This window comes from Paenibacillus sp. Negev47 (assembly GCF_058313655.1).
Genome location: NZ_CM177754.1, coordinates 3,288,468 through 3,303,287, shown reverse-complemented (window position 1 = coordinate 3,303,287; position 14,820 = coordinate 3,288,468). Strand labels below are relative to the sequence as shown.

The window sequence follows — 14,820 nt, the reverse complement described above, 5'->3', positions numbered from 1 at the left end:
GACATGAATACAAGATATAGACAAAAGGCTAAAGAAGATATTAAAAGTTAATGCTTTATTGCGCTAACGTAGAAATTATAATTGAATAAACGACGAAAATGAAGCTGCCTGTGTTAGACCGGCTTCTTCATTACGTTAACGGGCAGGATAGAGGAATTTTGTGAGTATACTTCAGGTATGCGAACGATAAAAACATAAACATTTTTCAAACAGGATGTAAAATGATCAGTTCTTGACTGCATGGTCAATAACTGATACATTAATCCCATGAGCAGACCAAGAGAATTTGATGTCGATCGTGTATTACACCAGTCTATGGAAGTGTTCTGGAATCAAGGCTTCAAAGCAACTTCTTATGAGGACCTTACGCGTACTACAGGAGTCAAAAAGCAAAGTTTGTACTGTGTTTTTAAAGACAAGCGATCGTTGTTCCTGAAGGCGCTGGCACTTTACCGTGAACAGGTTATAGCGAAACTGAAAGAGATTGAAGCCCTGGATTCGTCTCCCGTTGATAAACTGGATACCTTACGATATTCCCTTTTAGACGATGAAACTAGCAGCCAAGGGTGTCTAATTGTGAATGCATCACTTGAATTCGGAACAGATGACGAGCAGGTCACACGAGAAGCTGAGCTCATGGCAGAAGAGATTCAACTGGTATTAGAGAAGATCATACGTAGTGGCCAGAAACAACAGTTAATTTCCAACCGGTATACGAGTATAGAGCTTGCATCTTATCTAAATAACACCATTCTTGGTGTGAGAGTTATGGAGAAATCAGGTTCATCCCGTGAACAGATCGAGACGGTTCTGCGTACTTCATTTGGCATGATCATGTCTTGATCTTTTTTTGTGAAATTCTTGACTACGAAGTCAAAAATAATTGAAGGCGGATTAATACACCACGAAACCTTGAAGGAGGTGGAGCTTTTCGATAAAAATCGTGTATTGATTCATTTGGAAATAACGTCTAGCTGTTAACCAGGCTGGTTGCTGTTTAACATCTCCTAGGTCAATTTATATAAAACGAAATATGTGGAGGTTATTATGAATTATTCTCAATCCGTAGAAGCATTGTTCCAACCTATAGAGTTAGGTCACTTGAAGTTATCCAATCGGATCGTAATGGCGCCGATGACGCGTCAATTCTCTCCGGACGGTATTCCGGGTTCAAATGTTGCGGGCTATTATCGCCGCAGAGCAGAGAACGCAGTGGGGCTTATTGTGACAGAAGGGACAATAATTAATCATCCGGATGCATCCAATCAAGCCAATGTGCCGCACTTTTATGGCGAAGCTGCAATGAATGGTTGGGCACATGTTGTATCTGAAGTACATGAAGCTGGCGGTCGAATTATTCCACAGATCTGGCATATGGGAGCCAAAGGTCATGTTAATGATTATTCGGAAGCTGAGATTGCTACAATCGTTCAGGAATTCGCACAAGCAGCCTCAGAAGCGAAACGCGTTGGGTTCGATGGTATTGAAATCCATGGAGCACACGGCTATCTGATCGACCAATTCCTGTATGAGAAAACCAACTCTCGTACGGATCGTTACGGTGGAGATATGATGGCTCGCACACGTTTTGCAGTTGAAGTAATTGAGGCTTGCCGTAAAGTAGTGGGATCGGAATTCCCTATTGTACTGCGTTTATCTCAGTGGAAGACAGATGATTATCAGGCTAAATTGGCTGAAACACCGGAATTACTGGAGCAGCTTCTCACACCGTTGGTTCAAGCTGGAGTCGATATCTTCCACTGTTCCACACGCCGTTTCTGGGAGCCGGAATTCGAAGGATCTGATCTGAATTTTGCTGGTTGGACAAAAAAACTGACTGGTAAACCGACAATCACTGTTGGATCGATTGGTCTTGATGGTGACTTTACAAGTCTGTTCACAGAAGGTAAAGGTGCAAGTAACGTCGGTATCGAGGGATTGGTACAACGACTTCAGAATGATGAGTTTGATCTGGTTGCTGTAGGCCGTGCTCTTCTAGTCGACCCTGAATGGGTTAAGAAAATTCAAGAAGGTCGTACTGATGATCTGGTTCCATTCACAAGAGAGGCGATGACTGTACTTACTTAATTGCAGTTATAATCATTAGGAATATGTATTAATCAAACACACCTTCAAGATCATCTTGGAGGTGTGTTTGTAATGGCAACCAGAGTGAGTTATCCGGTGGAATTAAAGATGAAAGACATAGAAATGAGACTGACAGAGTACCGGTATCGTAATGGAAAATTGCACTGCTTAGAGCAGAACAGGGACTTGCTAGGCCTGACAGACATCCAATGCAAGTGACGATCTATTCATTAGTGCTAAGTGACAACAAGTGTTTTAGATTGTCATCAATCAATTGATTATCGGCACTGTTGATTCCACGACCGGCAAAATGGCCCCAGATCGATTGAATTGGTTTCAAGACAGCATTAGGTATACGCTTAGCTTCATATTCATTATCGTCCGCTGTGCAGAAGAGATCCGTGCTTCCCGGCATGATACAGGCAAGTGCTTTTATGCTCTGAAGTGCTTTATCAAAGTCTCCGTTATAGGAGGGGTTTGCACTGATATCAGCATGTTGACCTGTCCATAACATGGCCAGAACATTATGCGGATCCATATTCATAAAGCTATTTTCCCAGACACCAGCTACAAAATCCTCCAATGTGTCAAATCCCATCTTACGGTAAAGCTCTTCTCTATAAAACGCATGTGATAGTCCCCATCCCGCATACACCCGACCAACGGCACGCATGTCTGTAGAACTTAGTTGGTTTAATTTACTTGAGTCGAAGCCGACTGCAGATAGCAGTGAAGCTTTCACGCCTTCCAGGACTACAAATGTGTGTGGCCAAGGTTTGGCGATGCCTCCGAAAGGTGCGATTCGTTCAACCATCTCCGGGTAACTTGTCCCCCATTGAAATGCCTGAATGCCGCCCATCGACCACCCGACGACGAGAGCAATCTTTTGAATACCGAATTTTTCGGTTAGCAGTTGGTGTTGGAATCGAACGTTGTCGTAGATGGTTACCTGTGGAAAGTTAGCCCGATCAAATGGAGGAGGCGTGTTACTGGGTGAGGAAGAGAGTCCATTGCCCAGCAAATTGGGAACGATAATAAAATATTTCTCTGGATCCAGTGCCATCCCGCTGCCAATGAGCCATTCATTCTGAATATGCTGATCTCCAAAAGCCGTTGGATAGACAATAACATTGTCTTTCTGTTCATTTAATTTTCCGTAAGTTTGATAAGCGAGATAAGCGTTTGGTAACGTCACTCCTGATTGTAAGAGTACATCACCCAAATTAAAAATTTCATAATCCATCGTATAATTGCTCCCTTCAAAATGAAAAACCACATGTTCACTGTGATCTCTTGTACTCAGTATAGAGCTGTGATACTCTCAATAAAAGTGAATATAATTCAAGATAGTATTCAATAAAATTGAAAGATGAAGGAGGGATCATCGGATGGAATTGCGTCAACTGAATACGTTTTGTACGGTTGCAAAAACATTGAATTTCACGCGGGCAGCAGAAGCGCTGAGCTACGTTCCTTCCAACGTCACGATGCAAATTAAAGCATTGGAAGATGAGCTAGGGGTTTGCCTCTTTGATCGGTTGGGCAAGCAACTCGCGCTCACAACTGCGGGTAAACGCTTTTTAACACACGCCCAAGGCGTTCTTGAAAAAATGGACGAAGCTCGTAGTGCTGTCCATGATAATGAAAAACTAAGTGGTACCTTAACGATAAGTGCAAATGAGGTTATTTGCTCCTACCGGCTCCCACCTGTCTTCCAACGGTTTCGTTCGCAGCATCCGGGAGTTCGTCTAATCTTCCGCTCAGTTCCGAATCAAGAGCTCAAGCAAACGCTCTTTGAGGGAACTACGGATATTGTTTATATGTTGGATGAACCCATTCGCTCGAGTGGACTTTCCGTGGAACCTTTACTGGAAGAACATTTCCGATTGTTAGCTGCTCCAGATCACCCACTCGCCAAACGAACTGTGCTGCAATTGGAAGATTTTCATGATGAAGTGTTCCTGACAAATGAGAAGGGTTGTCCCTATCGAACGATGTTTGATCGGTCATTTGAGAAAGAGGGAATTGATAGCATTACATATTTAGAGTTTCAAAGTGCGGAAGCCATTAAACAATGTGCAATTTCAGGCATCGGTATTGCCTTTCTTCCTGAGATCGTCGCGGAATCTGAAGTTGAACGCGGAGAACTTGTTGTCCTCCCATGGCAAATTCCGGACTTGCAGGTATATACACAGATGTTGTGGCATAAAGACAAGTGGCTTTCACCAATCATGTTATCTTTTATAGAAGCAACCAGGGAAGTTTTTGGATCAAAGAATGAGAATAAAACCATATAGGTTATGTATGAGACATCAAACTGACTGTTGAGCACAGTAAAACGCTGCGAAAGTGGGGAGACATTATTTATGATTCCATTAGTATACGACCAGATTAACCATTGGGGAAAAGACGATGAATTTTTCCTTGCATTGTTAAAGAGATTACAAGTAGAATCTATAGCTGACCTGGGCTGTGGAACAGGAAGATGGACTACTCATCTTGTTCCGTGCGGTTATAAAATTACCGCTATAGATCCCAATGAAGAAGCGATTGAAATGGCGCGAAGTAAAGATAATTCTGGAAATGTAGATTGGATTATAGGTGGTAGTGCGGATTTACAAACCAATACCTATGATGCGGTAATTATGACAGCGAATGTTGCACAGGTATTTCTTACAGATGACAGTTGGAAGCGAGTAATCTCAGACGTATTCCGATCCCTAAAAATCGGGGGTCACTTTATTTTTGATACAAGAAACCCTTTGGTAAAAGTATGGGAAGAATGGGAGAAGGACAAAACTCCTGACTTCGCTAAAGATAGACTAAGCGGAGATCCTTTAGAAATTTATACAGAATATGAAGGGTTTGAGGGAGATATTTACACTTTCTATGAAATAGTAAAAAATACCAAAACAGAAAAAGTGTTAGTTCATGAAAAAATGCAGCTGAGGTTTCGAAATCAAGAAGAACTTGATGAGTCGCTGAAACAAATCGGTTTTTCAAAAATTAAAACATATGGTGATTGGGAATTTAAACAAGCAAATTCTGAGAATAGATCGTTTATTTTTCATTGTGTAAAATAGCAGTTAGTAAAAAAATGTCGAGAAACAAGAACATGTTCTCATTGAAAGTCGCTATATTAGCGGCTTTTTTATTCCTAAAATAACTACAGACATTGTTCATTCAAATCCATTCAATGAAATTTGTTCATATAAGATGAACTGGAGTATGATGGGGGAAGGCGATGCTGATAATCACCATATAATCAATGCCAAGTATAGAGTGTAATTTTATATAGGTCTAAAGCTTTTGGACCCGGCTATACAACACCATACTTCCTTGAAGGGGGACATCTGTTTTGGATGAGCAGTTTCTAGATTTATTGGCCGAGAAATATGATACGGAAGAAAAAATCATAACAGAGATCATCAACCTTGAAGCGATCTCCAATCTCCCGAAGGGAACCGAGCATTTTGTCAGTGATTTGCATGGGGAGTTCCAGGCTTTTCAGCATGTACTACGAAACGGTTCGGGTACCGTCAAAGAGAAAATCAAAGAATTATTCCGGGAGGTATGGACGGAACAAGAAATCAATGATTTTGCGGCGTTGGTTTATTACCCGGAAGAAAAAATACAGTTGGTTATAGGGGAACTGAGCAATAAACAGGCTTTGAACCAGTGGTATAGACTAACGATTGAACACATGCTTAAGCTTATTTCTTATGCCTCTTCCAAGTATACACGCTCAAAATTGCGTAAAGCTCTGCCGGAGCAATATGTATATATTGTAGAAGAGCTTCTATACAAGACGGATTCGACCAACAATAAGGATCCTTATTACGAGGAAATATATCGGCAAATTATATCCTTGGGCCAGGCGGACAATCTCATTATCGGCCTGGCTTATACGACCCAGCGCTTGGTGGTTGACCATCTTCATGTGGTTGGAGATATCTATGACCGGGGGCCGTACCCCGATAAAATTATGGATACGCTAATCAACTACCATTCTGTAGACATTCAGTGGGGTAACCATGATGTCCTCTGGATCGGAGCCTACGCGGGGTCTCTGGTCTGCCTTGCGAATATTATCCGGATCTGCGCCAGATACGACAATCTGGACATCATTGAAGATGTATACGGAATCAATCTGCGCCCACTGCTAAACCTGGCGGAGAAATATTATGAAGACAATCCGCCCTTCAGACCTAAGCTACAGGCTGGCCATAATGTATCGGAGCAGGAAATTCTGCAGATCACCAAAATTCACCAAGCCATTGCCATGATCCAGTTTAAACTTGAAATCCCGATTATCAAGAGACGCCCATACTTTAATATGTCTGAAAGACTTTTGCTGGAGCAGATTGATTACGACAACAATGAAATCAACATCTGCGGTAAAACGTACCTGCTGGAAAACACCTGTTTCGCAACCGTAAATCCGCAGAAGCCTGAACAATTGCTGGAGGAAGAACGCCAGGTGATGGAAAAGCTGTTGTTTTCCGTTCAGCATTCCGAAAAGATGGCCAGACATATGAATTTTCTCATGAAAAAGGGTAGCCTTTATTTAAAATACAACGGGAATTTGTTAATCCACGGCTGTATTCCTTTGGATGAAGAAGGAAAAATGGAAGAAATGCAGATTGAAGACAAGACATATGCGGGCCGTCAATTGCTTGATGTTTTTGAAGATTATTTACGTTACGCCTTTGCGCATCCGGAAGAGACAGAAGATCTGGCGACGGATATGGTATGGTACATCTGGACAGGGGAATGTTCCTCGCTCTTTGGAAAGAGAGAAATGACCACTTTTGAACGGTATTTTATCCAAGATAAAGAAGCACATAAGGAGAGAAAGAATCCTTACTACCATTTACGTGAAAATGAAGAGATCTGTCGAAAAATCTTGCAGGAGTTTGATTTGAATCCAGATCATGGACATGTCATTAACGGCCACACGCCAGTCAAAGAAATTAGTGGAGAGAACCCTGTAAAAGCAAACGGAAAAATGATCGTGATTGACGGCGGTTTTTCCAAAGCCTATCAATCCACAACGGGCATTGCCGGATATACCTTGTTGTATAATTCCTTTGGCATGCAGCTCGTCGCCCATAAGAAATTTAAATCAAAAGAAGATGTGTTATGTAGCGGAACGGACGTGTTATCTCTAAAAAGATTGGTGGACAAAGAACTGGCGCGGAAGCTGGTGAGGGAAACCAATGTCGGAGAAAAGCTGCTGCAGAAAATCTCAAATTTGAAGGATCTATTAGACTATCGCGACATGAAATGAAACGATTGCTAAAAGTACACACCTGGATCAACCGTTTGAGTGCAATATGACGTAGACGCTCGTATTGGGCAGGGAAGTAATAATACCGCCTTTCTTTTGTAGCAGTGCGATCTAACAACGTAGAGGAAATGTGAATTTGCCTTCAATTTGTGGAGAGGAGGAAGATATGGACTACAATTCACCGAAGGAAACAGTGTTTGAGACGAAACGGTTCCGTAGCTGTACCATAGCGGCAGGTCGTCGTCATACCGTTGCTCTTAAATCTGACGGAACAGTAATAGCTGTGGGTGATCATAAATACGGTCAATGTAAGGTAAGCGATTGGTGCCATATTGTCGCAGTTGCTGCTGGTAATGTTCATATGGCTGCGAACACCGGTAATGCACATACCGTTGGTCTTAAATCTGATGGTACGGTAACTGCTATAGGTTGGAATAAGCATGACCAATGTAATGTAAGCGAATGGCGCGATATTGTAACCATTTCGGCAGGTTGGTGCCGTACGGTTGGGGTTAAATCAGATGGCACTGTGGTTGCGGTGGGGCGAAATAATGAAGGGGAATGTAACGTGAGCAGCTGGCATAATATTGTATCGGTCACGACGGGTGACTGGCATACAGTTGGTCTAAAATTAGACGGAACGGTAACAGCCGTTGGTAACAATAAGTATAACCAATGTAGCGTAAACGACTGGAGCGACATATTGGCTGTTTCGGCGGGGTATCTTCATACGGTTGGACTTAAATCGGATGGCACGGTAGTGGCTGTGGGAAGAAATAATGATGGTGAATGCGATGTAAGCAGTTGGCGCGATATTGTGGCAGTTTCAGCGGGGAGTTATCATACCGTTGGTCTTAAGTCTGACGGTACAATGGTTGCTGTGGGTTCGAATAAACATCACCAATGCGATGTAAGTGGCTGGCACGAAATTAGAGCTGTTTCGGCGGGGTGTGCCCACACGATTGGATTGAAATCGGATGGTACGATGGTTGCTGTGGGTGATAATGATTATGGACAATGTGATGTAAGCGGATGGAGTAGCATCCAACAATAAAATGTCGAGAGTTAAGAACATATTCCCATGGAAGTCGCTATTTTAACGGCACGCTTAACGTATAATTTTAATTGATCGTTTTCAGTTATAGAAAGTACTCCAAATGACTATATTGACAAATTTAACGCCTTCCACTAAGATAATCGTACAAGTAAATAATGAATATAATCAGGATTGTTACTGATCAGCAGGCAAGACCGATTAATATGCAAACATGTAGAGTATAATTACCATGTGTGCACTATTAATGGTCTTTTTTATTTGCTAAATTCTGTTAACGTTTCATTTTAAAAGGAGATTCGTATGAAAATCACGCGAATTATTAATAATAATGTCGTCTGCGCTGTAAATGAAAGACGCCAGGAGATGATGCTTCTAGGAAGTGGTATTGGTTTTCAGAAGAAAAAAGGAGACGATGTGGACACAGAGAAGATTGAGAAAGAATTTTTCCTGAAGTCCAAAAATGTAACTGGCAAATTATATGCCCTGCTCGCGCAGATTCCGATGGAGTACATCCGTGTGTCCGATAGTATTATTCAATATGCCAAGCAGTCCTTGGATAAAGAGCTGAATGAAAATATATATTTGACGCTAACAGACCATATTAACTTCGCCGTATCACGCTATAAACAGGGAATGAACTTCAACAATGCGTTATTGTCTGAAATTAAAGCATTCTACGCCAATGAGTATCGAGTGGCTTTGAAGGCTTTGGATATGATTAATCAAGAATTCAACATTGCGTTGCCTGAAGATGAGGCCGGCTTTATTGCGCTTCATATCGTCAATGCAGAACTCGGATCTGAAATGGAAGATACCATGAAGATCACGCAATTGATTCAGAAGGTCTTAAATATAATTCGTTATCAGTTCAAAATTCATTTTAATGAAAGCTCCCTTCACTACTCCAGACTGATCACGCATCTAAAGTTTTTTGCCTATCGTCTGTTTAACAATACGGTGATGAAAAGTAATGATAGCGATTTCCTCCATATTATTAAAGAAAAATATAAGTTAGAGTACCAATGTAGTCTAAGAATTGCGCAGTTGATTCGGGTAGACTATGGGAAAGAATTAACCGAAGACGAATTGGTATATTTAACTGTTCATATCAAAAGGGTGACTGATGAAGAAAGGGATTGACCCATCATCGCTCCATAATGACTATACTAGGATTGTTACTGGTGATGCAGGCAAGACCTAGAGTTCCATCGTGTATAGAGCATATCTATATTCGATAGAACTCTAGGTCTTTTTTTGTGAAAAAATACATTGAAGGGGGAACAAAAAATGAAACATGAACAAACGGCTACCGACATTCTAAAACTTGTTGGTGGTGAAAAAAACATTGAAAGTGTTACACACTGTGCTACCAGGCTGCGCTTTAATTTGAAAGACGAGTCGATTGCAAACAACGAAGCACTGAAAAACGTACAAGGAGTTGTGGGCGTTGCCAGTAGTGGAGGCCAGTATCAGGTCATTATCGGTAATGAGGTCAACAACGTCTATAAAGCCCTTGCGCAACTAGGGAACTTTACAAGCAAGAATGATGCTCCAACTGTGAAAAAAGGAAAAGTCTCTACGGTTCTGGACACGATTGCCGGAATCTTCACACCGATTCTACCCGCAATGATCGGTTGCGCCATGATTAAGGCAGTTCTTCTCATTTTGAAAACCTTTAATCTGGTTGACCTTGACGGTCAATTTAATACAATTATGACTTTTGTCGGAGATGCAGCTTATTACTTCTTGCCAATGCTACTCGCCTGGAGTGCTGCTGTTAAACTTAAAGCTAATGTAGGCTTTGCGTTAACCATTGCGGGTATCTTGTTACATCCTAGCTTTTCGGCGTTGATGTCTGCGGGTGAGCCTGTTACGTTCTTCGGTCTACCTGTTACACAAGCAACGTATTCTTCTTCCGTTATTCCAATCATTTTAGCTGTATGGATCCTGTCATATGTGGAACGATTTGCTGAAAAGTATTCTCCTTCCGTGATCAAATCCATTTTGAAACCGTTAGTTGTAATACTTGTTATGGCACCTCTAACATTAATTGTTCTAGGCCCATTGGGTGCAATTGCCGGTAACTACCTTGCTTCTGCTGTATCCTATGTCAATACACACGCAGGATGGTTAGTGTCTGGTATTATTGGCGGGGCATTCCCATTCCTGATTCTGACGGGAATGCACTATAGTTTGGGACCCGTTGTCCTCACTGCTTATGCTCAGACAAAAACCGATGGCATTGTTGGCCCAGGTATGCTCGTACACAATATTGCTCAAGGTGCAGCTGCGCTCGCGGTCGCATTAAGAACCAAAAATAAGGCATTTAAACAAGTTGCATACTCTACAAGTGTAACTGCGCTGTTAGGTATTAGCGAACCTGCATTGTTTGGTGTAAATCTACGGTTGAAAAAACCGCTGATCGCTGTTGTCATTGGTGGTATTGTAGGCGGAATATATGTTGGCTTGTTCGGTGTAGCTCGATCTGCTCTAGGCATTGCCGGCTTGGCTACGTTACCAGCATTTATTACAGATAATCCATGGAACCTAATGCATGCAGCAATTGGTCTCGTCATTAGCTTTGTTGTCACCTTCTTAATGACCCTTATTTTAGGATTTGAAGATGTGCCTGAGGATGGAACGAATCAACAAGCAACAGCGAAGTCTTCTTCAACAAACCATGTGCCTGTTGTTGGCGTCTCTGAGCATGTGCTCATAGCACCAATGACTGGTCGAGTTCTAGAGTTATCGAGAATAAAGGACGAAGCTTTTGCAACTGGAGCTATGGGAAAAGGGATCGCCATTGAACCTACAGTTGGAAAGCTTGTTTCACCAGCCGATGGTGTAATATCCGCGGTATTCCCTACTTTCCACGCAATTGGTATTAGCTCGAATAATGGCGCTGAGCTCCTCGTTCATATCGGCATGAACACGGTGAAGCTGAAAGGTGAACATTTCAAGGTCTATGTACAAGAAGGCGATGAAGTAAAAGCTGGGGATTTACTTATCGAATTCGATACAGAGGCAATAGCCTCCAAAGGTTATGACCTGACTACACCAATTATTGTTACGAATTCAGATGACTTTACAGATGTAATTGGTATAGACAAACCATCGATTACGATCGGTGAAAAACTAATGAAGATCATATAAGGAGGAATTGCCGATGAAGAACACAACCGTATTCCCAGACTCTTTTATGTGGGGCGGCGCAACAGCGGCGAATCAATACGAGGGTGCCTGGAACATGGATGGTAAAAAGGCAAGTACAGCAGATATGATGACGGGTGGAACGCATACTACTCCAAGACGAATCACTAAACACATTGAGGAGGGCGTAAACTATCCTTCCCATGAGGCAGTAGACTTTTATCATCATTACAAAGAAGATATCCGTCTGTTTGCAGAGATGGGCTTTCGAAGCTTCAGAATGTCCATTGCTTGGTCCAGAATATTCCCTAACGGGGACGATGTAACGCCAAATGAAGCAGGACTTCAATTTTACGACAAGGTGTTCAGTGAACTGAAAAAGTATAATATTGAACCCATCGTTACGATCTCACATTACGAAGCTCCGTTTGCGCTAACTGAGAAGTTCAATGCTTGGGCTTCCAGAGAGATGATCGACTGCTACGTACGGTATTGTGAGACCATTTTCACCCGTTACAAGGATGTCGTGAAGTACTGGATTACATTTAATGAGATCAATAGTTTAATCGTTCCAGCAGGAGCATATATAGCAGGGGCATTATTAGTTGATGATAGTGGTGTATTTAACAATACGGTTGTAGATAGTACGCAATTAAGATTTCAGGCTTTACATCATCAATTTATAGCAAGTGCAAAAGCTGTCAAGCTTGCTCATGAGATTAATCCTACGTTCCAAATCGGTTGCATGATTAATTATAGTCATGGCTACGGAAGTACATGTAAACCGGAAGATATGTTGAAGGCTCTGAGAATGGATCAGATTAACAATATGCTGAGCAGTGACGTGCAAGTTAGAGGGGAATACCCTGACTTTGCCAAGAGATATTTTAATGAGAACAATATTCAGATTGAGATGGCAGAAGAAGACGAAGAGGTGCTAAAACAAGGCTGTGTTGATTTCTATAGCTTCAGCTACTACAAATCTCATGTAGTGGGTACCCGCCCAGAGGGTGATGAGACCCAAGGGAATGTCTTTGGTGGATTCAAAAATCCTTATTTGAAGGCAAATGATTGGGGATGGCAAATCGATCCAGTTGGACTTCGTTACGTACTCAATCATGTGTACGATCGGTATAAAATCCCTATAATGATCGTTGAAAATGGTCTGGGAGCGGTTGATGTCATCGAAGAGGATGGCTCTATCCATGATACGTATAGGATCAATTTCCTGCGAGATCATATCGAACAAATGAGAGAAGCTATCCTCGATGGCGTTAATCTTATCGGCTACACGGCTTGGGGTTGCATCGACATCGTTAGTGCCTCAACTGGCGAAATGGAGAAACGCTACGGATTCATATATGTAGATAAGGATAACGAGGGCAGTGGTACCCTGAAAAGAAGTAAAAAGGACAGTTTCCACTGGTATAAAAAGGTGATTGAATCCAACGGGGAAAGATTGAATTTGGAAACATAATTTGAAATCGGCTGCCTTTATTTAATTGACAGACAGATGGGTTCATAACCTTTAAAATTCTATCAAATAGACCAAGTACTTATCACTTTGTGAGACAAGTACTTGGTTTTTTGTGCATCAATAATAAAACTAAGAATTAAATCTGATGATACTAACGTGGCTGACAATATCCAGTCTACAGTTCATTTAGCTGAGCGTTGTGTCCCATGAGTCCTAACTCCTGAAAGAAATATAGGTACATTTGATTTTATATATTATTTGATATAAGATACTATCAAAAGATATAAAATGATATTATTTAAGAGGTGATGTCCACTATATGTGAGTTTGAAGAGAATGAGTAACCAGACAAAACTATAGTTTATTCATTAAAAAAAATTGACGTTTAGTTCATGTAAGTAAAAATAATGAATATCAGGAGGACAGATTATGAAAGAAAAAATCATTATTGTGGGCGCTGGAATTAGCGGACTTTCGTTATCCATTTTTTTGAAAAAGGCGGGAATTGACTGCGCAGTTTACGAAAACTATCCTTACAAGCGAATTGAAGGATCTAGTTTCCGAATTAACAAAAGTGGCGTGCACGTGATGAAAGAATTAGGGATAGAAGAACAAATCAAAAACAGTAGTCACTCCGCTGATCGGATGAGACTCTTAACGACGGACAATACGGAAATAGCCTCAATAAATTTAATGCAGGATTCGACTTTCAGTAGAAGATCCATTTACATGCAGCGTTCCGATCTTGTTGAAATTTTGATGAGACATGCTCAATCTAATGGTGTTGAAGTACATTATAATAAAAAACTCACCCATTTCTCAGAGGACGCTTCGAGTGTGACTGCTTATTTTGAAGACGGTCAACAGGAAATTGGAAGTTTGTTAGTTGGAGCAGATGGTTTACATTCAACAGTAAGAAACCAGATGTTTCCTAATCATCTATTACATTATGCTAAATCATGGGCATTATATGGAATTGCATCATTTAAGGATATTGATAGTACACAGGTACAGAACCTAATGAGTGGGGATGAATTATTTTATTTTTCGGAGAATGCCAATTTCTTAATTTCTAAAAGTCATCCAACGGATGAATTAAACCTATCTTGGCAAGCATCTGGATATCAAGAGAGGAAAATTCCAAAGGAGGAATTTGAACTTAGGAATCTTGATGAACTTAAATCAGATTTGGTAAAACGTTATGGTGAACATGGAGCATTGTCAGAGATTATCAAGAAATCGTTTAATATTATTCCTAAACAAATTTATTGTGTTGATCCTATTCCTAGTTGGTCTAAAGGCCGAGCTGTAGTTATTGGAGATTCTGCACATACCATAAACCCCAACACGGGGTATGGAAGCTCCGTGGCCTTAGAGGACGCAATGTACTTAGCTAAAATGTTACAAAAACACCATTATACCGACGCGTTATATTATTTAGAGGCTGATCGCAAAGATCGTATAAATGCAATACAGAATAGCTTGGAAATATTTGATGTAAGTAAAGGGTTCGATTTCAGCAATGGTTTTGATATTGGTTTGTTTAGCGGATCTACTATTGATCCAAATTACAAAATTCATTGGGAAAATTAATACATTGATTTGGATCTAGTGTTTAACGAATTTTAGCCATCTTTTAACGAGAAATTTCTCGATAAAGTGCCCCCTTAGAATGGACTTTGGAATAAACCCATGGTTTATCCGATGAAATTCTAGGGGCGTTTTTCATTTAGCTGATTTTCATGAGTCTTAATTAGG

11 protein-coding genes are annotated in these 14,820 nt (G+C 41.1%); 10 read left to right on the top strand and 1 reads right to left on the bottom strand.

Annotated elements, in window-relative coordinates; translation table 11 throughout:
- Positions 1-267 precede the first annotated feature (267 nt).
- A complete protein-coding gene (locus tag AC4G47_RS14780; RefSeq protein WP_491106547.1) occupies positions 268-843 on the top strand; it encodes a TetR/AcrR family transcriptional regulator in 576 nt (191 codons plus the stop codon).
- A gap of 204 nt (positions 844-1,047) precedes the next feature.
- Entirely contained in the window at positions 1,048-2,088 is a 1,041-nt protein-coding gene (locus AC4G47_RS14775; protein WP_491106546.1) for an NADH:flavin oxidoreductase, read from the top strand.
- A gap of 223 nt (positions 2,089-2,311) precedes the next feature.
- Here the strand turns inward: AC4G47_RS14775 and AC4G47_RS14770 are convergent, their stop codons facing one another.
- Positions 2,312-3,331 (bottom strand): alpha/beta fold hydrolase, encoded by a 1,020-nt coding sequence (locus tag AC4G47_RS14770; protein WP_336758179.1) that lies wholly within the window; start codon positions 3,329-3,331, stop codon positions 2,312-2,314.
- Positions 3,332-3,476: 145 nt separating this feature from the next.
- Between AC4G47_RS14770 and AC4G47_RS14765 the strand changes: the two genes are divergently transcribed.
- From AC4G47_RS14765 to AC4G47_RS14730, 8 genes are all read left to right on the top strand, one after another.
- Complete coding sequence (locus AC4G47_RS14765) at positions 3,477-4,385, top strand: LysR family transcriptional regulator (protein WP_491106545.1); 909 nt, start codon at positions 3,477-3,479, stop codon at positions 4,383-4,385.
- Positions 4,386-4,454: 69 nt separating this feature from the next.
- The gene (locus AC4G47_RS14760) at positions 4,455-5,171 is read left to right on the top strand and encodes a class I SAM-dependent methyltransferase (RefSeq protein WP_336758183.1); all 717 of its coding nucleotides are present in this window, start codon (positions 4,455-4,457) and stop codon (positions 5,169-5,171) included.
- A gap of 275 nt (positions 5,172-5,446) precedes the next feature.
- Positions 5,447-7,378: a fructose-1,6-bisphosphatase gene (locus AC4G47_RS14755; protein ID WP_491106544.1), complete on the top strand. Its 1,932-nt coding sequence runs from the start codon at positions 5,447-5,449 to the stop codon at positions 7,376-7,378.
- A 166-nt stretch (positions 7,379-7,544) separates the two neighbouring features.
- A complete protein-coding gene (locus AC4G47_RS14750) occupies positions 7,545-8,432 on the top strand; it encodes an RCC1 domain-containing protein (RefSeq protein WP_491106543.1) in 888 nt (295 codons plus the stop codon).
- A gap of 303 nt (positions 8,433-8,735) precedes the next feature.
- Positions 8,736-9,575, top strand: coding sequence for a BglG family transcription antiterminator LicT (gene licT / locus AC4G47_RS14745; RefSeq protein WP_491106542.1), 840 nt, complete (start codon positions 8,736-8,738; stop codon positions 9,573-9,575).
- Between the two features lie 147 nt (positions 9,576-9,722).
- Positions 9,723-11,588: a beta-glucoside-specific PTS transporter subunit IIABC gene (locus AC4G47_RS14740; protein WP_491106541.1), complete on the top strand. Its 1,866-nt coding sequence runs from the start codon at positions 9,723-9,725 to the stop codon at positions 11,586-11,588.
- A 13-nt stretch (positions 11,589-11,601) separates the two neighbouring features.
- Positions 11,602-13,062: a glycoside hydrolase family 1 protein gene (locus AC4G47_RS14735; RefSeq protein WP_491106540.1), complete on the top strand. Its 1,461-nt coding sequence runs from the start codon at positions 11,602-11,604 to the stop codon at positions 13,060-13,062.
- Positions 13,063-13,491: 429 nt separating this feature from the next.
- The gene (locus tag AC4G47_RS14730; RefSeq protein ID WP_491106539.1) at positions 13,492-14,655 is read left to right on the top strand and encodes an FAD-dependent oxidoreductase; all 1,164 of its coding nucleotides are present in this window, start codon (positions 13,492-13,494) and stop codon (positions 14,653-14,655) included.
- Positions 14,656-14,820: the final 165 nt, after the last annotated feature.

Coding starts and splice junctions, on each gene's coding strand:
- AC4G47_RS14740 (WP_491106541.1), top strand. CDS start 9,723: ATGAAACATGAACAAACGGCTACCGACATTCTAAAACTTGTTGGTGGT.
- AC4G47_RS14780 (WP_491106547.1), top strand. CDS start 268: ATGAGCAGACCAAGAGAATTTGATGTCGATCGTGTATTACACCAGTCT.
- AC4G47_RS14735 (WP_491106540.1), top strand. CDS start 11,602: ATGAAGAACACAACCGTATTCCCAGACTCTTTTATGTGGGGCGGCGCA.
- AC4G47_RS14765 (WP_491106545.1), top strand. CDS start 3,477: ATGGAATTGCGTCAACTGAATACGTTTTGTACGGTTGCAAAAACATTG.
- AC4G47_RS14760 (WP_336758183.1), top strand. CDS start 4,455: ATGATTCCATTAGTATACGACCAGATTAACCATTGGGGAAAAGACGAT.
- licT (WP_491106542.1), top strand. CDS start 8,736: ATGAAAATCACGCGAATTATTAATAATAATGTCGTCTGCGCTGTAAAT.
- AC4G47_RS14775 (WP_491106546.1), top strand. CDS start 1,048: ATGAATTATTCTCAATCCGTAGAAGCATTGTTCCAACCTATAGAGTTA.
- AC4G47_RS14730 (WP_491106539.1), top strand. CDS start 13,492: ATGAAAGAAAAAATCATTATTGTGGGCGCTGGAATTAGCGGACTTTCG.
- AC4G47_RS14750 (WP_491106543.1), top strand. CDS start 7,545: ATGGACTACAATTCACCGAAGGAAACAGTGTTTGAGACGAAACGGTTC.
- AC4G47_RS14770 (WP_336758179.1), bottom strand. CDS start 3,331: ATGGATTATGAAATTTTTAATTTGGGTGATGTACTCTTACAATCAGGA.